This is a genomic window from Mycobacterium marseillense (assembly GCF_010731675.1).
In the GTDB taxonomy this organism is placed as follows: domain Bacteria; phylum Actinomycetota; class Actinomycetes; order Mycobacteriales; family Mycobacteriaceae; genus Mycobacterium; species Mycobacterium marseillense.
The window spans coordinates 5402811-5423642 of record NZ_AP022584.1 but is presented as its reverse complement, the minus strand read 5'-3'; the positions used below and the strand labels follow the sequence as shown (position 1 = coordinate 5423642).

Sequence of the window (20832 nt, the reverse complement as noted above, 5' to 3'; positions counted from 1 at the left end):
ACGTTGCCTCCGTAGCTCAGGTGGATAGAGCAAGGGCCTTCTAATCCCTAGGTCGCAGGTTCGAATCCTGCCGGGGGCGCCGGCAGGGCCAAATCCGCGGGCGGCGTGGGAATCCCGCCATGACGCCGGCAGCCGAGGACGGATCGTTTCCGCCCTACTGCGCTGGTGATCAGCAGCCCACCGGACCGCCGCCCGCCGGGCAGGTCGGTATGTCAATAGGTATGCAGCTCACCGACGTCGTCGAGACGGCGAACGCGAGCACCAGCGCGAACACGATTTTCTTCCCCCTGGTCATAGCTGGAGAGCGTAAGCCCGGCCGGCTTTTCCCGTGACGGTGTCCGCGGAAACAGCAGAAAATCCGCGGCGGCGCCGAGGTCGGCCGCGGCGCGTCGCCGGTTGGTGGCGCCCGTTCGTCGTTGTCCAGGCGGTCGTCGAACCAACCGTGAGCATCAAAACCTGTTGCGCCAGTTGTCGTTGTGACCTCAGTGCGCCGCGACATACTGCCACATCGCTTCTCCATCTCCAGTCCGCGCCGGATTGCACGACAGCACCACGCCGGACGCGTCCTGCGTCGTCGCACTCGGCACGGAACAGGGCCGGCCGCCCGCCGGTCGATGGACGTGAGCAACGCCGACGCCCAGACCGATAAGCCCGGCCGTCGTGGCGGAGACCAGCATCAGGCGCAGGTATCCGAGCCGCCGATCGTCTGTCCGTTTGTCTGCCGCAGTCCTCATGGTTTTGCTCCTGGCGTCGATGCCGAATGGGTGCTCTCGCGAGCCGAAATGAGCGTGCGGTGTGGGCCTTGGCGGAATCTGTATGGATCCTTGGTCGCGCGTCTCGCGGCGGCCCGCTACGCACGCTGCGGCCGAGGGGCCGGCGCGCCCGGCAACGCGCGCAGAATGGCGTAGTGATGCAGGTCACGGCGCTATTCCGAGGCGAAATCAAACGGCCACAAAGCGCACCCTTAGAACCGGCGGTAATGACCATTCGGCTGGCCCGCATACGGTCGGGATCCCGGGATCACCCAAAGTGACTATCCAAAGTTTGCAGATTCAGTATTCTGGGAACAGCGTGTCGTGACGAGCAGTTGACGCCCTCGGGGAGATCATTAGTTAGGGCGTCTTCTCTTCGAGGGGTTGGCGATATATGGCGTCGAATGACTGGCAGCCGGTAGTCCGTGTCGGAGAGCCGAGGTTCATAGCCGGCGTGGGTAGTCGAATCAAAGTCGAAGTGAAGACGAGAGGCTGGCTGAGCCGAGACTGGCGATGTTACTTCGGATCTCAGGTATCGCAGCAGCAACTTGACGCCCGCTACTCCTCCTATCCGTGCTGGGACGAAGTCCAGCGGATCGAGGGCTCGTGCTCGGAGCATGATGCGGAGCACTACATCGAAATGATCGATGCTGCAATTCATTACGCGAACATCAAGTTGCGTAGCAATGCGCTGCCGAGGCCCGTCCTGCAGGGGGCGGGCTTCGATCAGCGGGCGTGTGCGGTGCGTGAGCGTCAGGCCGAACTCAATGAGCTGGCTAAGAAGTTGGCGAAACCGGAGTCCTAAGTCTTTCGCACATCCGCGCTAGTCCCGAGCGAGCCGGTGACGGACGCTGCCCGGATCCGCGCCGGGGTCGGCAGGTCACGCGTTTGCGCAGGTCTTTCCGCAGATTAGACGACGAGTCCCAAAAGTCGCACATAACGTTTTGATAAACACAGCATTCGTTGTAGGTTCCGACTTCCCTCGCGCACCCGCAAGGATTGGCGCGTTGCGCCACTTCAGTCCGCGGGAACTCAGGTCGGCGGTGAATGGCGGCCGGCCGCGGAGATGTCCAATACGACCGATCGCCGATGTTTGTCTGTGGAGCCCTTTCCTGCGTCCCCCGCTAATGGCGTTCACACCGGCCGAGCCACACAACAGGCCGCGCAGTACCCTTACCTCGCCCGTCACGCCGCCGCCGAACGAACCGGCGGCTCAGGCGGACCCGCAACCCCAACCCAATGCCGGAGGTGCCCAATATGGCCCAGTCCGATCTGGTCTTGCTCGACGTCGACAACCGCGTCGCGCTCGTCACCGTCAACGATCCCGACCGGCGCAACGCGGTGACCGCCGAGATGTCGGGGCTGCTGCGCGAGGCCGTCGAGCGGGTTGAAGCCGATCCCGGCGTGCACGCCGTGGTGGTCACGGGAGCCGGCAAGGCGTTTTGCGCGGGCGCAGACCTCAGTGCCCTGGGGGCCGCGGGCGGCGGGGCTGCCGAGACCGGCCTTCAGCAGCTTTACGACGGCTTCATGGCCATCGGTAGTTGCCGGCTCCCCACCATCGCCGCGGTCAACGGCGCGGCCGTCGGCGCTGGTCTGAATCTGGCCCTGGCGGCCGACGTGCGCATCGCCGGACCCGCCGCGCTGTTCGATGCGCGGTTCCAGAAGCTGGGGCTCCACCCAGGCGGGGGCGCGACCTGGATGCTGCAGCGCGGGGTGGGCCCACAGGTCGCCCGCGCGGCCCTGCTCTTTGGCATGCGCTTCGATGCTGACGCCGCGGTGCGCCATGGCCTGGCGCTCAGTGTCGCCGACGATCCGGTGGCCGCGGCGCTGGAACTGGCCGCCGGGCCCGCGGCGGCGCCGCGCGAGGTGGTGCTGGCGACCAAGGCGACCATGCGCGCCACGATCAGTCCGGGGTCGCTCGATCACGAGCAACACCAGCAGGCCATGCGCGCCGAGCTCGGGCCGCAAGCCCACTCGATCCAATCACCCGAATTCGCGCAGCGATTGGCCGCGGCGCAACGCAAGTAGCGGGGTTACAAATCCAGCAGCGCGGTATCGGGTGACTCGAGCAAATCCCTTAACTCGCAGGTGAATCGGGCCGCCTGTGCGCCGTCGGCGATGCGGTGATCGAACACACAGGTCAGCCACATCGTCGGGCGCACCACGATCTCGGCGCCGGCAACCACCGGCCGCGGCTTGATCGCTCCCAATCCGAGGATGGCCGCCTCGGGATGATTGATCACCGGCACGCCGTCGTCCACCCCCAGCGCTCCGAAGTTCGACACGGTGAACGTCGAACCCCTCAGCTCCGCCGGGGTCAGGGTGCCCGCACGCGCGCCGGCGATCAATTCGCCTGCGCGAGCAGCTAGTTCGCGCAACGCTTTGGTGTGAGCGTCGGCGAGCACTGGGACGAGCAGGCCCCGTTCCGTGGCCGCAGCGATGCCCAGGTGCACGCGGTGGTCGACGCGCAGCTGCGGGCCCTGCGGGGAGTCGACCCAGGTCGAGTTCAGAATCTCGTTGTGGCGCAACGCGATGACCAGCAGTCGCAGCGTCAGTACGAAAGGCGTAATATTCTGATCCGTCGCGCGGAGCCGGTCGGACAGCCGCACCAACTCCGCGCAGTTCACCTCGACGGTGACCTTCGCCGCGGGAATCTCCTTGTGCGACAGGATCATTCTTTCCGCCATCCGGGCCTGCACACCATGAACCGATCGGACATCGGCCCCGTTTCCGGTCCCGCCAGCCGCCGACAGCACATCCTCGCGGGTGATGATGGCGCCGGCGCTGTGCGGCAACGAGGCCAGGTCCACCATCAATTCCTTGGCCAGTTTGCGCACCGGAGGGGCGGCCCGAGGACGGCCAGCCCGCCGGCTGCTGTCGACGCCAGCATCGGCGCCATAACCGACGAGTGTGGGCGGCTGCACCTCGGCTGCCGGCAACGCGCCGCTGCGCGGTGCCGTATCGATCTGCACCAGTACCGCTCCCACCTCGAGCACGTCACCCTCGGCGCCGTTGATTTCGACGACCAGACCGGCGTGCGGGCTGGGAATCTCCACCTCGGCCTTGGCGGTCTCCACCGTGCACAACACCTGGTTGAGTTCGACGTCGTCGCCCACCGCGACGTTCCAGTGCGTCACCGTCACTTCTTCCAGTCCCTCGCCGAGGTCGGGGACCCGAAACGGCTTGACCCGCTCTTCCGCGGCCGGGCCGGTCATGGCTGTTCCAATGCGCGCTCGACGCAATCCAGCAGCCGGTCGGGGCCGGGCAACCACCACTTCTCCAACCGGGCCGGCGGGTAGGGAGTGTCAAATCCGCACGCGCGCAACACCGGCGCCTCCAGCTCGTAAAACATCTCCTCTTGAATGCGGGCGGCCAGCTCAGCTCCGAACCCCAGGCTGCGCGGCCCCTCGTGTATCACCACGCAGCGCCCGGTCCGGTGGATCGACGTGGCGATGGTGTCGAAGTCCAGGGGCACCAATGACCGCAGGTCGATGACCTCCAGGCTCCAACCGCGTTGGCGCTGGGCCTCTTCGGCGGCACCCACGGCCGTACCGACCAGGCTGCCGTAGGTCACCACGGTGACGTCGGTGCCCGGCCGGCGCACCATCGCTCGCCCGATCGGCGGTTCGGGCCGAGTGACGTCGACGAGGCCGCGGCCCTGGTAACGCCGCTTGGGCTCCAGGTACATGACCGGATCCGGGCAGGCGATCGCGTGGCGTAGCAGCCAGTACGCATCGGCGGGGTTGGACGGCACCACCACCTTCAATCCGGCGGTGTGCCCCCAGTACGACTCGGTCGAATCCGAATGATGTTCCGCGGCACCGATTCCCCCGAACGACGGGATGCGGACGGTTACCGGCATGTTGATCTCGCCGCGGGTACGGGTGCGGTACTTCGCCAAGTGGCTGACCACTTGGTCGAAGGCCGCGTAGGAAAATCCGTCGAACTGGATCTCGGGCACGGGCACGAAGCCGCGCAACGCCAGCCCCACCGCGATCCCGATGATGGCGGACTCCGCCAGTGGCGTGTCAAAGCAGCGGCTCTCGCCGAACGCCCCGGCCAGTCCCTCTGTCGCACGGAACACCCCGCCCGCCACCGAGACGTCCTCGCCGAACACCAGCACCCGGTCGTCGGCGGCCATCGCGTCGTGCAGGGCGCGGTTGAGCGCCTGCACCATGGTCAACGACTGCGAACCGAACGCAACGTTTTCCAGTGCCGCGGTCAGTGTTTCGTCGTGGCCGGCGGGACGATCAGCGAGCTGAGTCATTGACGCCTCTCAATCACTTCGGTCGAGTTCGGTCCGCAGCTGCTGTCGTTGCGTCTGTAGTTCCGGCGTGATGTCGGCGTACACCGCGGTGAATACCTCGTCGATGTCGAAATCGGGCGCATCGACCACCGCGTCACGCAGTTCGGTGCGCATCCGCTGCGCGCGGGCGATGACTCGTTCCTCCAAGCGTTCTGACCACACGCCCTGGGCCCGCAGGTAGGTGCGGTACCGCGGGATCGGATCCAGCGCCGCCCAGTGATCGACTTCTTCCTGCGTCCGGTATCGACTGGGGTCGTCGGAGGTGGTGTGCGGGCCCATGCGATAGGTGATCGCCTCGATCAACGTCGGACCGCCCCCGGCGCGGGCGCGCGCAGCGGCTTCGGTCGTCACGGCGTAGCAGGCCAGGACGTCATTGCCGTCCACCCGGATTCCGGGCATGCCATAGCCAACGGCCTTGTGCGCCAGCGATGGCGCGGCGGTCTGTTTGTGGATCGGGGTCGAGATCGCCCACTGGTTGTTCTGCACGAAAAACACACAGGGCGTGGTGAACACGGCGGCAAAGTTCAGCGCCTCGTGCACGTCTCCCGTGCTGGTGGCGCCGTCACCGAGGAAGGCCAGCGTCACCGAATCCTCGCCCAGCCGTTGGGCGGCCATCGCCGCGCCCACGGCATGCAGTGTCTGGGTGCCGATCGGAATCGAGAGCGGGGCACAGCACTTCTTGGTGAATTCCAGGCCGCCATGCCAGGTTCCGCGCCACACCGCCCCGACGTGCCCAGGCGGGATGCCGCGCACCAAAAAGGCGCCCAGCTCCCGATATTGGGGAAACAACCAGTCGGTCTTGCGCAGGCACGCCGCCGCGCCGATCTGGGCGGCTTCCTGACCGCGGCAGGACGCGAAGAGCCCCAGTTCGCCCTGCCGCTTGAGGTTCACGAATTCGGTGTCGAGTTCCCGAGTCACCACCATCAACTCGTAGAGCCAGCTCAGCGTCTCCGCGGGAAGGTCACGGCCGCAACGGCGTTCGGACGTCGGCGAGCCGTCGGGGGCGACGAGTTGGACCGGTTCGAGGTCGACAGCCATGGGCATCAAAGTCATCTGCGCCACACCGCCTCCCTCGCTGGGTGCCGCGTGGCCCCGCGAGCCACAGCGGGTCACAGCAAACGGTCAGCCGAGACCTACCGCGAGCGGAAGTCGATCGCCAGCTACACGAAAGGCTTCGCTCGCCGCGACACTGGCGTATTCACCATTATGCCCTCAAATGAGAAGAGACCGCGTTGATTGCGAAGACTGCGGAGCGTGTCGCGGCCGAGCGAGCGGCGCGCCCGGGCGACGGGGCCGCCGAACGGCGCAACGGTCAGCCGGGGAGGGTCTCGCCCGCCCTGCGCAACGTCATTTGCGCGTGCTTGAGCACCGGCGAGTCAACCATTTGCCCTTCGAACGCGAAGACCCCGCGCTCGCTGCGCGCGGCCACCAGCACCCGGCGCGCCCAGTCCAGCCGGTCCTCGCTGGGGCGATACGCCTCGCGCACCACCGGGATCTGGCTGGGGTGGATACACACGGTCCCGCCGAACCCCAGCGCGACGGCGTCCTGGGCCTCGGCCCGCAAGCCGTCGAGGTCGCGGATGTCCAGGTGGACGGCGTCGAGCGCTAGCCGGCCGAAAGTCGATGCGTTGAGCAGCGCCGTCGACCGCACGTGGTGCGCGACGTCGCGGTACGTCCCGTCGGCCCAGCGGCTGGAGCTACCGCCGAGCGTGGCGACCAGGTCCTCGGCGCCCCACATCAGCGCGACCGTCCCCGGCGCCGCCGAGATTTCGGTGGCGAAGACCGCGCCGCGCGGCGTCTCCAGCAGCGCGATCACGTCGCGCGGGGCCAACGCCTCCACCTGGGCCGCCGATTCCGTCTTGGACAGCATCACCGTGGTGTAGGCGGTCCCGGCGAGGGCCTCGAGGTCGCGGGGGTATTCGGCGGTGTCGGCCGCGTTGATGCGCACGACGGTGCGCTCGGGGTCCAGCGGCGTCTCCTGCAGCGCCTTGCGGGCGGCGGGCTTGTCCGCCTCGGCCACCCCGTCCTCGAGGTCGAGGATCACCACGTCGGCCGCGGCGGCGGCCTTCGCGAAACGTTCGGGACGGTCGGCCGGGCAGAACAGCCATCCGGGGCCGGCGGCGTGCAGGTTCACTGGGCCTCCTGGTCGGCCGGGCGCTTTTGGACCAGCGTGGTGCGCGCGGCGCGCGCGACGACGTCGCCGTGCTGATTGCGCCCGGTGTGCTCGAGGGTGACGATGCCCTCACCCGGGCGACTCTTCGACTCGCGCTTGGCCGTGCACACGGTTTCGGCGTAGAGGGTGTCACCGTGGAAGACCGGCTTGGGGAAGGACACCTCGGAGAAGCCGAGGTTGGCCACGATGGTGCCGAGCGTCAGCTGCGACACCGAGAGCCCCACCACCGTGGAGAGGGTGAACATGGAGTTCACCAGCCGCTCGCCCCGAAAGCCTGGCTGCTCGGCCGCCCAGGCCGCGTCGAGGTGCAGCGACTGGGTGTTCATGGTCAACGTGGTGAACAAGACGTTGTCGGCTTCGGTGACTGTGCGGCCGGGCCGGTGCAGGTAGGTGGTGCCGATCTCGAACTCTTCGAACCACAGGCCCCGCTGTTCAACGGATTTGCCCGCTTGATCCGGCGCGCTCACGACAGGCCCAGCGAGCGAGCGATGAGCATCAGCTGCACCTCGGTGGTGCCCTCACCGATTTCGAGGATCTTGCTGTCGCGGTAGTGACGCGCCACCGGATATTCGTTCATGAAGCCATACCCTCCGTGGATCTGCGTGGCGTCGCGGGCGTTGTCCATCGCCGCCTCGGAGGCGATCATCTTCGCGATGGCCGCCTCCTTCTTGAAAGGCTTGCCCGCCAACATCTTTGCAGCCGCATCGTAGTACGCCGTGCGGGCCACGTGAGCACGCGCCTCCATGCGGGCGATCTTGAAGCTGATCGCCTGGTAGGAGCCGATCGGCTGGCCGAACGACTGCCGCTCCTTGGAATACTTGACGCTCTCGTCCACGCAACCCTGCGCCGCACCGGTCGAGAGCGCGGCGATCGCGATGCGACCCTCGTCCAGGATCGACAGGAAGTTCGCGTACCCCCGTCCGCGCTCACCCAGCAGGTTCTCCTCCGCGACCCGGGCGTCGGCGAAGCTCAGCGGATGGGTGTCCGACGCGTTCCAGCCCACCTTGCTGTAGACCGGCTCGACGGTGAATCCCGGTGTGCCGCTGGGCACGATGATCGTCGAGATCTCTTTCTTGTCCGCCCCGACGGTGCCGGTGACGGCGGTGACAGTGACCAGTGAGGTGATGTCGGTCCCCGAATTGGTGATGAATTGCTTGCTGCCGTTGATCACCCACTCGTCGTTGTCGAGGCGGGCGGTGGTACGGGTGCCCCCCGCGTCGGAGCCCGCGCCGGGCTCGGTGAGCCCGAAGCCGGCCAGCGCGCGGCCGGCGGTCAGGTCGGGCAGCCATTTCTGCTTCTGTTCCTCGGTGCCGAACCGGTAGATCGGCATCGCGCCCAATCCCACGCCGGCCTCGAGCGTGATCGCCACCGACTGGTCGACCTTGCCGAGCTCCTCGAGCGCCAGCGACAGCGCGAAGTAGTCGCCACCCATGCCGCCGTACTCCTCGGGGAACGGCAGGCCGAACAGGCCCATCTCCCCCATCTTGGCGACGACTTCGTACGGGAAGCTGTGCTCCTCATCGTGTTTGGCCGACACCGGTGCCACGACGGTGCGCGCGAACTCGGCGACGGTATCGCGAAGGTCTTCGTATTCCTTGGGCAGCGCCCCCGCGGTGATGGATGTGGTCATGTCTCGTCCTTGCTTTCTTCTTCCGGGATCAACCGGGCCAGCACCTGATCCACGGTCACCTGATCGCCCACGGAGACCAGCACCTCCACCTGTCCGGAAACCGGTGCGGCCAGCGAGTGTTCCATCTTCATCGCCTCGACGACGACCACCACGTCGCCTTCGGAAACCTCAGTGCCGGAGGCGGTTTGGACGGCGATCACGCTGCCCGGCATTGGGCTGAGGATCTCGGCCCGCTGCGCGCCCGCGGCACGGTGGATTTTGTTCTCCTCGGCCTCGCGCAGGTGCCAGGTGCCCCGCTCGTCGGCGATCCACAGGTGGCGGTCGGCCTCGGCCCAGCGGTAGTCGCGGCGCAGGCCGTCGATCACCGCGCTCATCCGCGCCGGCTCGACATGCACAGCGGCCGAACAGGTCTCCCCGTCACCGACCTGCACCGTGGCGGACTCGGGAAGCCCCCACACCGACACCGTCTCGCTGCGCAGTGGGGTGCGCATGTCGGTGCGAACCGGAGCCGCGCTGCCGCCCACGCGCCATCCGGTGGGTGCCGCCCACGGATTGCCGGCGAAGTGGCGCGCCCGAGATGCCAAGGCCGATTGCCGGTAGAGGCCGGCCGCAGCGAGCACGTCATCGGGGGCCGGCAGCGGGGCGAAGTCCGCCAGCCGCTCGTCCAGCAGGGCGGTGTCCAGGTCGCCGGCGCGCACCCGCTCGTCGGCGAGCAGGAACCGCAGGAATTCGATATTGGTCTGCACGCCCAGGATTGCGGTGTGGCTCAGTGCCCGGTCGAGTTTCTCCAGCGCCTCGTCGCGGTCGGCGCCGTAGGCGATCACCTTGCTCAGCATCGGGTCGTAGTCGCTGCCGACGACCGTGCCGGGCAGCAGCGACGAGTCGACCCGCACGCCGTCGCCGGAGGGTTCGAAGACACCCAGCACCCGACCGCCGGTGGGCAGGAATCCGCGCGCCGGATCCTCCGCGTACACCCGCGCCTCGATCGCGTGCCCGCGCAGTTCGATGTCGTCCTGGGCGAACGTCAGCTTCTCGCCGGCGGCGACCCGCAACTGCCACTCCACCAGGTCCAGCCCGGTGACCGCCTCGGTGACCGGATGCTCCACCTGCAGGCGGGTGTTCATCTCCATGAAGAAGAACTCTTGCGCGCGGTCGGCGGAGACGATGAACTCGACCGTGCCCGCGCCGACGTAGTCGACGCTGCGCGCGGTGTTGCAGGCGGCCGCCCCGATGCGTGCCCGGGTGACCTCGTCGAGCAACGGGGAGGGCGCCTCCTCGATGACCTTCTGGTGGCGCCGCTGCAGGCTGCACTCCCGCTCGCCGAGGTGCACGACGTTGCCGTGCGTGTCGGCGAGCACCTGCACCTCGATATGCCTGGGGCGCAACACAAACCGTTCCAAAAACAGCGTGTCGTCGCCGAACGCGGAGGCGGCCTCGCGCCGGGCGCTGACCAGCGCCTCGCGCAGCTTCGCCGGCTCCTCTACCAGGCGCATGCCCTTGCCGCCGCCGCCCGCCGAGGGCTTGATCAAGACCGGGTATCCGACCTCGTCGGCGGCTGCGACCAGCGCGTCGTCGCTCAGCCCCGGTTTGGCCACGCCGGGGACCACCGGAACGTCGAAGGCGGCGACCGCGTTCTTCGCGGTGATCTTGTCGCCCATCACCTGAATCGCCTGCGCGGGAGGCCCGAGGAACACGACACCGGCACGCTCGCACGCCGCCGCGAAATCGGCGTTCTCGGAGAGGAATCCGTATCCCGGGTGGATCGCCTGAGACCCGGTGCGCACGGCCGCGTCGACGACCTTGTCGATGTTCAGGTAACTCTCGCGCGCCGCGGCGGGTCCCAACCGGACCGCCTCGTCGGCCTCGAGGACGTGCCTCGCGCCGGCGTCGGGGTCGCTGTAGACGGCCACCGACCGGATGCCCAGACGGCGCAGCGTCCGGATCACCCGCACCGCGATCTCGCCGCGGTTTGCCACTAAGACTGTCTCGAACACTGCACTCACATCCGGAAGACGCCGTAGGAGACGGGTTCCAACGGTGCTTGCGCGCACACCGAAAGGGCAAGCCCGACAAATGTTCTCGTGTCGGCCGGGTCGATAATCCCGTCGTCCCACAGCCGGGCGGTGGAGTAGTACGGGTTGCCCTGGTCCTCGTACTGCCCGCGGATGGGCGCCTTGAACGCCTCTTCCTCGTCGGCCGACCATGGCTTGCCCGCCGCGCTGAGCTGCTCGCCGCGCACGGTGGCCAGCACGGAGGCGGCCTGCTCGCCGCCCATCACCGAGATCCGGGCGTTGGGCCACATCCACAAGAACCGCGGCGAGTACGCCCGGCCGCACATCGAATAGTTGCCCGCCCCATAGGATCCGCCGATCACGACGGTCAGTTTGGGCACGCGGGCGCACGCGACGGCGGTGACCATCTTGGCGCCATGCTTGGCGATGCCGCCGGCCTCGTAATCCCGGCCGACCATGAACCCGGCGATGTTCTGTAAGAACAGCAGGGGGATCTTGCGCTTGTCGCACAATTCGATGAAATGCGCTCCCTTCAAGGCGGATTCGCTGAAGAGCACGCCGTTGTTGGCCACGATTCCCACCGGGTGGCCGTGGATGTGGGCGAACGCGGTCACCAGGGTCTTGCCGTAGTTGGCCTTGAATTCGCTGAATTCGCCGCCGTCGACCAGGCGCACGATGACCTCGTGCACGTCGTAGGGCACCCGCGGGTCCGGGGGCACTACGTCGTAGAGCTCGGTCTGCGCGCACATCGGCGGGACGGGGGATCGCACCTCCCACGGGCCGGGCTCACGCGGGCCGAAGGTGGCCGCGATCGAGCGGACGATCCGCAACGCGTGTTCGTCGTCGTCGGCGAGGTGGTCGGTGACGCCCGAAACCCGTGAGTGCAGGTCGCCGCCGCCGAGGTCCTCGGCCGACACGATCTCGCCGGTCGCCGCCTTGACCAGTGGCGGGCCGCCCAAAAAGATCGTGCCCTGTTCGCGGACGATGACGGCCTCATCGCTCATCGCCGGCACGTAGGCCCCGCCCGCGGTGCACGAGCCCAGCACCGCGGCGACTTGCGGAATTCCCTTGGCGCTCATGGTCGCCTGGTTGAAGAAGATGCGGCCGAAGTGCTCCCGGTCGGGAAACACCTCGTCCTGGCGCGGCAGGAAGGCGCCGCCGGAGTCCACCAGGTAGATGCAGGGCAGCCGGTTCTGCAGCGCCACCTCCTGCGCGCGCAGGTGCTTTTTGACCGTCATCGGGTAGTAGGTGCCGCCCTTGACCGTCGCGTCGTTGGCGACGATCACGCACTCGCGCTCCGACACCCGGCCGATCCCGGTGATGATGCCGGCTCCGGGGGATTCGTCGTCGTACATGCCGTCGGCGGCCAGCGGTGAGAGCTCCAGGAACGGGCTGCCGGGGTCAAGCAGGCGGTCCACCCGTTCGCGCGGCAACAGCTTGCCGCGGCTGACGTGGCGTTCCCGCGCGCGCTCGTTGCCGCCGAGCGCCGCCGCGGCCAGCCTGGTGTTCAGCTCGCCGACCAGCCGGCGGTGCTCATCGGCGAACGAAGCCTCCGGAGCCTTCGCGGGCGAGGTCATCACGTCGTCCATCGCCGCAGCAGCCTCCTTGCCGTCGAGCGGTCCAGCTTTTGAGTTAATGCTCATTAACTCGGGGCCTGAGAATACCATTGCCGGCGTTGCCGGTCCAGAGGGCTTCGTGCGTGCCGAATAATGCGAGTTAATTGCGAATAACTCGTGCTACGTTGGTGGCGATTCATCACACGGAGGTCCGTCATGACAACGTCTGCCTCCGAAGGCCAGGCGGCTGGTGCTGACACCCCAAATCGTCGGAGCCAGTTGAAATCCGACCGCCGCCTACAACTGCTGTCCGCCGCCGAGCGGCTGTTCGCCGAGCGCGGATTTCTCGCGGTGCGGCTGGAGGACATCGGCGCCGCGGCGGGCGTCAGCGGTCCCGCCATCTACCGGCATTTCCCCAACAAGGAATCGCTTCTGGTCGAATTGCTGGTGGGCATCAGCACCCGGCTGCTCGCTGGCGCCCGGCAGGTGCGGGCCCACAGTTCCGATGCCGCCGCCGCGCTGGACGGCCTGATCGACTTCCATCTCGACTTCGCCCTGACCGAACCCGACCTGATCCGCATCCAGGATCGCGACCTGGCGTACCTGCCCGGGGCGGCAGAAAAGCAGGTGCGCAAAGCGCAGCGCCAATACGTGGAGGTCTGGGTCGGGGTACTGCGCGAGCTGAGCCCCGAGTTGGCCGAGGCCGACGCCCGGCTGACCGCGCACGCCGTGTTCGGCCTGCTGAATTCGACGCCGCACAGCATGAAATCCGCCGACACGTCGCGCAGTAAGAGCGTGCGCGCGGCGCGATCGCGCGCCGTCATGCGGGCGATGACGATCGCCGCGCTCGCGGCCGGCAATCAGTGCCCCTGAGCTCCCCGTCACAAGGTGAGTAAGCGCTTCAGCGCCCCGCCCAGGTACCCTGCAAGCCATGAGGTGGACATGAACGATTCACGTCCCACCGAGCGGTTTGGTCCATCGCTACCGGGGCCGCAGCAGCGCGGGTATGCGCCGCCGGCCGATCCCGCATACGCCGATCAGACGCCGTACGCCCCCGCCTATGGCGGGACGACGTCGCCCTGGGCGCCCACCGCCAACGAGACGAACACGACCAAGCGGTTGCCGGCGTATTGGCGGCAAGACCTTCCTCCGTCGGACGACCCGCACGCGCAGGGCATGGCTCCCCCACCGCCCGGGGGACCGAAATCGCCGCGCTGGCTGTGGATCGCCGCCGGTGCGGCGGTGCTGCTGGTAGTCGCTTTGGTGATTGCGCTGGCGCTCGCCAACGACGCGATCAAGACCCAGACCGCCGTCCCGCCGTTGCCGGCGATGCCGGAGCCGAGCCCGGAGAGTCCGACCACGTCGGCGCGTCAGTCGCCGACCCTCATCCCGGCGCCGATACCCCCGACGAGTGGCACACAGCTGCCCGGCCCGACCACCGGTCCGGCGGCGATGCAAGACGTCGTCTACACCGTCACGGGCGAAGGCCGCGCGATCAGCATCATGTACATCGACACCGGCGACCTCATCCAGACCGAATTCAACGTCGCAATGCCGTGGAGCAAGCAGGTCAGCCTGGCGAAATCGGCCACCCACCCCGCCAACGTCACGATCGTCAACATCGGGCACAGCGTCACCTGCACCGTCACCGTCGACGGGGTCCAGGTGAGCAAGCGCGTCGGCGGCGGGCTGACGATCTGCGACGCCCGGGGCTGAGGCCCTCTTATCCCGATCGAGTCGGTTACGAAGGCTCGGCCACGGGTTCGGTGACCGAAACCCCGCGCTGCGGAACGCGGACCCCCAGCATCGCCACCAATCCGGCGATCAAGACCAGCGAGATCCCGCCGAGGCCGGCGCGCACGGCCCCGAAGACGTCGACGAACACCGAGAACAGCCACGGCGCCAGGAACGCCACCGCCCGCCCGGTCATGGTGTAGAGGCCGAACGCGACGCCTTCTCGGCCGTGTTTGGCCATCTGCAGCAGCAGGGCGCGCGACGACGACTGCGTCGGCCCGATGAACATGCACAGCAGCAGCCCGCACACCCAGAAGGCCACCGGCCCCGACGACGCCATCAGGGTCAGCCCCAGGGTGATGATCGCGACCAGCGAGGCCACGATGACGGGTTTCGATCCCGCCCGGTGGTCGACGAACCCGCCCAGCACCGCGCCCACCGCGGCGACCACGCAGGCCGCCACCCCGAAGATCAGCACGTCCGCCTGCGAGATGCCGTACACGTTGACGCCGAGCACCGCACCGAAGGCGAAGATCGCCGCCAGCCCATCCCGGAACAGCGCGCTGGCGATCAGGAAGTACACCAGGTTGCGGTCGCGGCGCCATTCCGCGGAGACCTCGCTCCATAGCTTGCGATAACCGCCCAACATGCTGGTGGGCTGATACGCCTCGGCCGGGTCGCTGAGTCGTTGTGCCACGAACAGCAACGGCAGTGCGAACACCGCGAGCCAGGCCGCGGCCACCAGCATCGCCTCGCGGACATAAAGCCCGTCCTGCAAGGGAATTCGCAGCAGTCCGCGCGTCGCGCCCTGTCCCGAGTCAGATCCGGAGATGAACCCCGTGTAGATCACTAGCAACAGCAGGACGCTGCCGCCGTAACCCGCCGCCCAGCCGAATCCGGATATCCGGCCGGCCGTCTGCGGCGTCGAAAGCTGGCGCAGCATGGCGTTGTACGGGACGCTGGCCAGGTCGCCGCAGGCCGCCGTCGCCCCCAGCAGCACCAAGCCCGCCCACAGGTAGCCGGGCCGGTCGCGGATGAAGAACATCAACGAGGTCAGCGTCACCGCCGCGGCGGTCAGCACGCTCAGGGCCACCCGCCTGCGGTGCGGAGACTCCACCCACACGCCGACGGCGGGCGCCAGGATCGCGACGGTCAGCCCGGCGATGGCCGCGGCCCGGCCCAGCCAGCTCGCCGGCGTGGTGCTGCCCCCGATGCCCACCCCGACGCTGCTGGTCAGATACACGGCGAAGACGAAGGTGGCCACGATCGCGTTCAGGCCGGTCGAGCCGCAGTCCCACAGCGCCCACGCGACGACGCGGGATCGCACGGGGGCGGCGGAACGCAACTCCGGCTGACTCATGCCCGGCACTCTAGCGGCGCCTCGCGATCGGCTGCGGATCGCGTTTCGCCGGCTGTCTACGATTGGCGCATGCCGATACCCGCTCCAAGCCCCGAGGCGCGCGCCGTTGTCACCGGAGCTTCGCAGAACATCGGTGAAGCGCTGGCCACCGAACTCGCCGCCCGTGGACACAATCTGATCGTCACCGCGCGACGCGAGGACCTGCTCAAGGATCTGGCCGCCCGCCTGGCCGCCCAGCATCACGTCACCGTCGACGTGCGACCCGCCGATCTGGCCGATCCGGGCGACCGCGCGAAACTGTGCGACGAGCTGGCCGCCCGCCCCATCTCGATCCTGTGCGCCAATGCGGGCACCGCGACCTTCGGTCCGGTCGCCACGCTCGATCCGGCCGGCGAAAAGGCGCAATTGCAACTGAATGTCCTTGGGGTGCACGACCTTACGTTGGCGGTACTGCCCGGCATGGTCGAGCGCGGGGCCGGGGGCGTCCTGATTTCCGGTTCGGCGGCGGGCAATTCGCCGATCCCCTACAACGCCACCTACGCCGCCACCAAGGCATTCGTGAACACCTTCACCGAGTCGCTGCGGGGCGAGCTACGCGGGTCCGGGGTCAACGTGACGCTGCTGGCGCCCGGGCCGGTCCGCACCGACCTGCCTGCCGACACCGAAGCGTCGATCGTGGAGCGGCTGGTGCCGGACTTTCTGTGGATATCGACGGAGCACACCGCTCGGGTGTCGCTGGATGCGTTGGGCCGCAACAAAATGCGCGTCGTCCCCGGCCTGACGTCCAAGGCCATGTCGGTGGCGAGTGGCTACGCGCCGCGCGCCATCGTGGCGCCCATCGTGGGCGCGTTCTACAAAAAGCTCGGCGGCGGGTAAGCACCTGGCGGCGGCGAGCCCCTTCGCTCGCGGGCGTAACGCAGCGGCGGTTTCGCGCGCGATTCTTCGCCGTGGCGTTACGCCCGCGATCGGCAGCCGCGACGAAGGCTCGTTACTTTCGGCGGCGGCGACTGCCGCTGCCGAAAATGCTTCTCACCGCTTCGCGTATCGCCGTATTGATGCCGCTTTTCACCGTCGGGTTCTGCAGCACTTCCTCCCACATCGACGGCCCTTTGGCGCCTTTGGGCTCGGCAGGCTCCGGCATCGGCGGGACCGGGTCGTTCGGCGGGACCGGCGGGTAGTCGGACTGGGCCTGTGGCGGCTGCGACGGGGGGTGCACATCCTGAGGTTGCGCCGGTTGCTCAGCGGTGTGGCCGTACTTTGCCTGCAGGGCACTGTCTTTGGCCGCAGCCTTGATCGCGTCGTTGCCGATCGACGCCATCAGCGAGCGGGGCACCCGCATGCGGGTCCACGCGACCGGAGTGGGTGCGCCCTTCTCGGAGAGCACGGTCACGACCGCCTCACCGATCCCCAGCGACGTCAACGCCGACTCCAGGTCGTAGACATCGGTTTTCGGGTACGTGCGCACGGTCTTGGACAGCGCCTTCTGGTCGTCGGGCGTGAACGCCCGCAGCGCGTGCTGAATCCGCGCGCCTAACTGGGACAGCACGTCGTTGGGCAGGTCGGTGGGCAACTGGGTGCAGAAAAACACTCCGACGCCCTTCGAGCGGATCAGCTTCACGGTCTGCTCGACCTGCTCGAGGAACGCCTTGGACGCGTCGGCGAACAACAGGTGTGCCTCGTCGAAGAAGAAGACCAGCTTGGGCTTGTCGATGTCGCCCACCTCGTCCAGGACGGTGAACAGGTCGGCCAGCAACCACATCAGGAAGGTGGAGAAGATGACCGGACGCAACGACTGCCCGCCGAACTCCAGCAGGGAGATGATGCCGCGGCCCCCCTCGACGCGCAGCAGATCGTGCGGGTCGAGCTTCGGCTGACCGAAGAACGTGTCGCCGCCCTCGCCCTCGAGGTTCACCAGCGCGCGCAGGATGACGCCCGCCGTCGTGGACGACACGCCGCCAAGGGATTTCAGGTCGGCCTTGCCCTCCTCGCTGGTCAGGTGGGTGATGGCGTCGCGCAGGTTGGCCAGGGTGACCAGCTGGTAGCTTCTTTCCTTGGCCCAGTGGAAGATCAGGCCCAGTGTCGACTCTTGAGTCGCATTGAGCCCCAACACCTTTGACAAAAGAACCGGGCCGAAGCTGTCGACGGTGGCCCGGACCGGCACGCCGATTCCGCCGGTACCCAACGACAGGAACTCCACCGGGAAGCCCGTCCCGGTCCAGTCGTCTCCCGTGTCGCGAGCACGCGCCGCGGTTTTGTCGTTACCCTCCCCCACCGCGGACAGCCCGGACAGGTCGCCCTTCACATCGGCCATCAGCACGGGGACACCCGCGGCGCTGAGCTGTTCGGCGATCAGCTGCAGCGTCTTGGTCTTGCCGGTACCGGTGGCGCCGGCCACCAGCCCATGCCGGTTCACGGTCGCCAGCGGAATGCGGATCTGCGCCGTCGGGTCGGCGGCGCCGTCGACCACGACGGTGCCCAATTCCAGTGCCTGGCCGTCGACCGCGTAGCCGTCCGCGATCCGGCTCGCCGGTGTTGCCGCTGAATCGGTGCTCATCGTGCTGCGCCCCTCTTCCCCAGTGATTCGGCATGCAGTTCGACAACGCTCACCCTACTTCTCGGGCGGATCCGGGGGCGAGACCCAGTGGCGACCCGCCGCGCCCGGCTCCGCCGCACTTGCGATCGCCACTAGCCCGATGGTGACGACCCGCCGCGCCCGGCTCCGCCGCGCTTGCGATCGCCACTAGTCTGAGCGCTGTGCGAGACGAATTGGTGTGGATCGACTGCGAGATGACCGGACTCGATCTCGGTTCGGACAAGCTGATCGAAATCGCGGCCCTGGTCACCGACGCCGACCTGAACATCCTCGGCGACGGTGTGGACGTGGTGATTCACGCCGACGACGCCGCCCTCGAGGCGATGGGTGACGTGGTGACCGAAATGCATTCGCGCTCCGGGCTCATCGACGAGGTGCGGGCATCCGCCGTCGACCTGGCGACCGCCGAGGCGATGGTGCTCGACTACATCGGCCAACACGTCAAGCAACCCAAGACGGCGCCGCTCGCCGGGAATTCGATCGCCACCGATCGCGCGTTCATCGTGCGCGACATGCCTGCGTTGGATACCTACCTGCACTACCGCATGATCGATGTGAGTTCGATCAAAGAGCTCTGCCGGCGCTGGTATCCACGGATCTACTTCGGGCAGCCCGCCAAGGGACTCGCCCACCGCGCACTGGCCGACATCCATGAATCGATCCGCGAATTGCAGTTCTATCGGCGCACCGCGTTCGTCTCCCCACCGGGACCGTCTACCAGCGAAATCGAGGCGGTCGTGACCTCCCTTGACGGCGGAAAAGACGCACCGGGACCAAGCGATTCGGCCAGCGCGCCGCCGAGCCGCTAGTATCTACAGTCGCTGCTCGTGCAGGCCTGCGGGTCGGCACACAGCCATGGTGGGTGTAGTTCAGTTGGTAGAGCGTCAGGTTGTGATCCTGAATGTCGCGGGTTCGAGTCCCGTCACTCACCCCACTGGTCAGGGAGCATCTCCGCTCCCTGACCTTTTACGGTGGTAGCGACTCCCGCGCACCGCTGTTGCACCGGTGAGTGGAAAGCAGTGAACAGACAACGTCTCGCCTCGCCCACGATGGCGACTGCCGCCGCGGCCGTCGCGCTGATGCTCGCGGGCTGCGGCGGCTCGAGCCACACCGCGACCACCGTCATATCGACCCCGCCGGCGGAGACCAAAACAGTGACGAAGACCGTCGCGCCACCGCCCCCGCCGGGACCGAAGACGTCCATCGAGGCCAACGGCACCTACATCGTCAACAAGGACATCGCGGCGGGCACCTATCGCACCGACGGCGGCAAATACGGCTGCTATTGGGCGAGGCTGCGCAGTTTCGACACCAACGACATCATCGACAACAACGTCGGCGACGGCCCTCAGGTGGTTCGGATCTTGCCGACCGATACCGCGTTCATGACCAGAAGCTGCGGGAGCTGGCACAAGATCGACTGACCGGACCGGTCAGGTGTTGGCGTTGCCCGCTTTCCACTCCGGCCATGGGATGTTCCAGTCGCCCAACCCCTCGATGCCCGGCAAGGTCGGGCCAACCGTGTGCACCACCTCGACGATGTCACCGCTCTTGCTGTGGTCGTAGAACCATTCGGCGTTGCTGGGGCTGACGTTCAGGCATCCGTGGCTGGTGTTGGTGTGGCCCTGGGCGCCGACCGACCACGGCGCGGAGTGCACAAAGACTCCGCTGTAGGACATCTGGGTGGCCCAGTCGACTTCGGTGCGATATCCGTTGGGCGAGTTGACCGGAACCCCATAGGTCGAGGAATCCATGATCATGTGCTTGAACCGCGCGCCAATGATGTAGACGCCGTTGGCGGTTGGCGTGCTGTCCTTGCCCATCGACGTCGGCATGGTCTTGACGACTTCACCGTTGACCCGCACGGTCACGGTCTTCGTAGTGTCGTCGGCGGTCGAAATCACCTCGTCGCCAATGGCGAAGTGCGTCTTGACGTTGTCCTCACCGAACATCCCGTCGCCCAGATCCACCCCGTAGGTGTTGACGGCCACGTCGATGGCCGTTCCCGACTTCCAGAAATGTTCTGGGCGCCAACGGACTTCGCGATTGGTGAGCCAGTAGAACGCGCCGTCCACCGGCGGGTTCGTGGTGATGGTGATGGCCTTCTGGGCGGCCGCCCGGTCCGCGATGTTCTCGTCGAAGCGGATCGCCACCGGCTCACCGATGCCTACCACCTCGCCGTCGGCGGGACTGACGTACGGCATGGTCAGGTGGGCGGGTGAACTCGTCGCGAAGGTCATCTGCTTGCTGGCCGCCCCGCCCAGTCCGGTGGCCTTGACAGTCAGCGTGTAGCGCCTGTTGTAACCGAGCTGCTCGGTGGTCGACCAGCGCAGGCCGTCGGGGCTCAGCTTCCCGCTGATCGACCTGCCGTTTTCGTTGACGATGGTGACCGAGGCGAGCACGCCATCGGCGACGCTCACGGTCACCGGGGCATCCACCGTCACGCCGACGGCGCCGTCGGTCACCGAGGAGGTGAGCTTGGGGACCAGCAGGTCGGCAAACGGGGTGCCCTTGTCGAAGATGACCTTCGCCGGCGCGGCCGCGTGGTTGCCACCGCAGCCGACGGCAAACACAGCAATCGCGGCGATCGCGGCGGCCAGCCACAATCGGCGTCCACGCAAAGGCGTCATCCAGTGACCTTCCATTCAATTCTCGAAGTCGGTCACCGCTGACCTAGCTGCAGGCATTCTAGAGGGTTTTGCCGACTCGACATGCC

20 protein-coding genes and 2 tRNA genes are annotated in these 20832 nt (G+C 67.5%); 10 read left to right on the top strand and 12 right to left on the bottom strand.

The window, feature by feature from the left end; genetic code table 11:
* The first annotated feature begins 5 nt into the window (after positions 1–5).
* Positions 6–79: transfer RNA gene (locus tag G6N26_RS25325), tRNA-Arg, on the top strand.
* Positions 80–119: 40 nt separating this feature from the next.
* Positions 120–332, top strand: coding sequence for a hypothetical protein (locus G6N26_RS25320; RefSeq protein WP_139799087.1), 213 nt, complete (start codon positions 120–122; stop codon positions 330–332).
* 150 nt (positions 333–482) lie between these two features.
* Here the strand turns inward: G6N26_RS25320 and G6N26_RS25315 are convergent, their stop codons facing one another.
* Positions 483–734, bottom strand: a complete 252-nt coding sequence (locus G6N26_RS25315; protein WP_139799086.1) for a hypothetical protein — start codon at positions 732–734, stop codon at positions 483–485.
* Positions 735–1146: 412 nt separating this feature from the next.
* Between G6N26_RS25315 and G6N26_RS25310 the strand changes: the two genes are divergently transcribed.
* Together G6N26_RS25310 and G6N26_RS25305 are read left to right on the top strand one after the other, a co-directional pair.
* Positions 1147–1557, top strand: coding sequence for a hypothetical protein (locus tag G6N26_RS25310; protein ID WP_067171113.1), 411 nt, complete (start codon positions 1147–1149; stop codon positions 1555–1557).
* Positions 1558–2009: 452 nt separating this feature from the next.
* Entirely contained in the window at positions 2010–2780 is a 771-nt protein-coding gene (locus G6N26_RS25305) for an enoyl-CoA hydratase (protein ID WP_067171251.1), read from the top strand.
* A gap of 5 nt (positions 2781–2785) precedes the next feature.
* On the opposite strand, the gene G6N26_RS25300 is transcribed toward G6N26_RS25305, so the two are convergent.
* The 8 genes from G6N26_RS25300 to G6N26_RS25265 all read right to left on the bottom strand — a co-directional run bounded on the left by G6N26_RS25300 (position 2786) and on the right by G6N26_RS25265 (position 12450).
* Positions 2786–3967 (bottom strand): dihydrolipoamide acetyltransferase family protein, encoded by a 1182-nt coding sequence (locus G6N26_RS25300; RefSeq protein ID WP_083015445.1) that lies wholly within the window; start codon positions 3965–3967, stop codon positions 2786–2788.
* On the bottom strand, positions 3964–5019 hold the full coding sequence (gene bkdB, locus G6N26_RS25295; protein WP_083015442.1) for a 3-methyl-2-oxobutanoate dehydrogenase subunit beta: 1056 nt from the start codon (positions 5017–5019) through the stop codon (positions 3964–3966). Before bkdB ends, G6N26_RS25300 begins: the two co-directional genes overlap by 4 nt.
* A 9-nt stretch (positions 5020–5028) precedes the next feature.
* Positions 5029–6102 (bottom strand): pyruvate dehydrogenase (acetyl-transferring) E1 component subunit alpha, encoded by a 1074-nt coding sequence (gene pdhA / locus G6N26_RS25290; protein WP_232067631.1) that lies wholly within the window; start codon positions 6100–6102, stop codon positions 5029–5031.
* 268 nt (positions 6103–6370) lie between these two features.
* On the bottom strand, positions 6371–7192 hold the full coding sequence (locus G6N26_RS25285) for an HpcH/HpaI aldolase/citrate lyase family protein (protein WP_067171101.1): 822 nt from the start codon (positions 7190–7192) through the stop codon (positions 6371–6373).
* Positions 7189–7698, bottom strand: coding sequence for a MaoC family dehydratase (locus G6N26_RS25280; protein ID WP_067171099.1), 510 nt, complete (start codon positions 7696–7698; stop codon positions 7189–7191). Before G6N26_RS25280 ends, G6N26_RS25285 begins: the two co-directional genes overlap by 4 nt.
* Positions 7695–8861, bottom strand: a complete 1167-nt coding sequence (locus G6N26_RS25275; protein WP_067171096.1) for an acyl-CoA dehydrogenase family protein — start codon at positions 8859–8861, stop codon at positions 7695–7697. The genes G6N26_RS25280 and G6N26_RS25275 overlap by 4 nt, the downstream gene beginning before the upstream one ends.
* The gene (locus G6N26_RS25270) at positions 8858–10855 is read right to left on the bottom strand and encodes an acetyl-CoA carboxylase biotin carboxylase subunit (protein WP_083015434.1); all 1998 of its coding nucleotides are present in this window, start codon (positions 10853–10855) and stop codon (positions 8858–8860) included. Before G6N26_RS25270 ends, G6N26_RS25275 begins: the two co-directional genes overlap by 4 nt.
* Positions 10856–10860: 5 nt before the next feature.
* Entirely contained in the window at positions 10861–12450 is a 1590-nt protein-coding gene (locus G6N26_RS25265) for a carboxyl transferase domain-containing protein (protein WP_067171248.1), read from the bottom strand.
* A 195-nt stretch (positions 12451–12645) separates the two neighbouring features.
* Between G6N26_RS25265 and G6N26_RS25260 the strand changes: the two genes are divergently transcribed.
* On the top strand, positions 12646–13302 hold the full coding sequence (locus G6N26_RS25260) for an SACE_7040 family transcriptional regulator (RefSeq protein ID WP_083015430.1): 657 nt from the start codon (positions 12646–12648) through the stop codon (positions 13300–13302).
* A 63-nt stretch (positions 13303–13365) separates the two neighbouring features.
* Positions 13366–14145, top strand: a complete 780-nt coding sequence (locus G6N26_RS25255) for an MmpS family transport accessory protein (protein WP_083015427.1) — start codon at positions 13366–13368, stop codon at positions 14143–14145.
* A 25-nt stretch (positions 14146–14170) separates the two neighbouring features.
* Here G6N26_RS25255 and G6N26_RS25250 read toward each other — a convergent pair whose 3' ends face one another.
* A complete protein-coding gene (locus G6N26_RS25250; protein ID WP_067171083.1) occupies positions 14171–15523 on the bottom strand; it encodes an MFS transporter in 1353 nt (450 codons plus the stop codon).
* Positions 15524–15592: 69 nt separating this feature from the next.
* Between G6N26_RS25250 and cmrA the strand changes: the two genes are divergently transcribed.
* Positions 15593–16399 (top strand): mycolate reductase, encoded by an 807-nt coding sequence (cmrA, locus tag G6N26_RS25245; RefSeq protein ID WP_083015424.1) that lies wholly within the window; start codon positions 15593–15595, stop codon positions 16397–16399.
* Positions 16400–16511: 112 nt separating this feature from the next.
* Here the strand turns inward: cmrA and G6N26_RS25240 are convergent, their stop codons facing one another.
* Positions 16512–18077, bottom strand: coding sequence for a helicase HerA-like domain-containing protein (locus G6N26_RS25240; protein ID WP_083015421.1), 1566 nt, complete (start codon positions 18075–18077; stop codon positions 16512–16514).
* A 200-nt stretch (positions 18078–18277) separates the two neighbouring features.
* Here G6N26_RS25240 and orn point away from each other — a divergent pair, with 200 nt between their 5' ends.
* The 3 genes from orn (at position 18278) to G6N26_RS25225 (ending at position 19540) form a co-directional block, all read left to right on the top strand.
* Entirely contained in the window at positions 18278–18925 is a 648-nt protein-coding gene (gene orn, locus G6N26_RS25235) for an oligoribonuclease (protein WP_067171075.1), read from the top strand.
* A 49-nt stretch (positions 18926–18974) separates the two neighbouring features.
* Positions 18975–19050, top strand: a tRNA-His gene (locus G6N26_RS25230).
* A 115-nt stretch (positions 19051–19165) separates the two neighbouring features.
* Positions 19166–19540 (top strand): hypothetical protein, encoded by a 375-nt coding sequence (locus G6N26_RS25225; protein ID WP_067171072.1) that lies wholly within the window; start codon positions 19166–19168, stop codon positions 19538–19540.
* A 9-nt stretch (positions 19541–19549) separates the two neighbouring features.
* Here the strand turns inward: G6N26_RS25225 and G6N26_RS25220 are convergent, their stop codons facing one another.
* Positions 19550–20761, bottom strand: coding sequence for a L,D-transpeptidase (locus G6N26_RS25220; protein WP_139799084.1), 1212 nt, complete (start codon positions 20759–20761; stop codon positions 19550–19552).
* Positions 20762–20832: the final 71 nt, after the last annotated feature.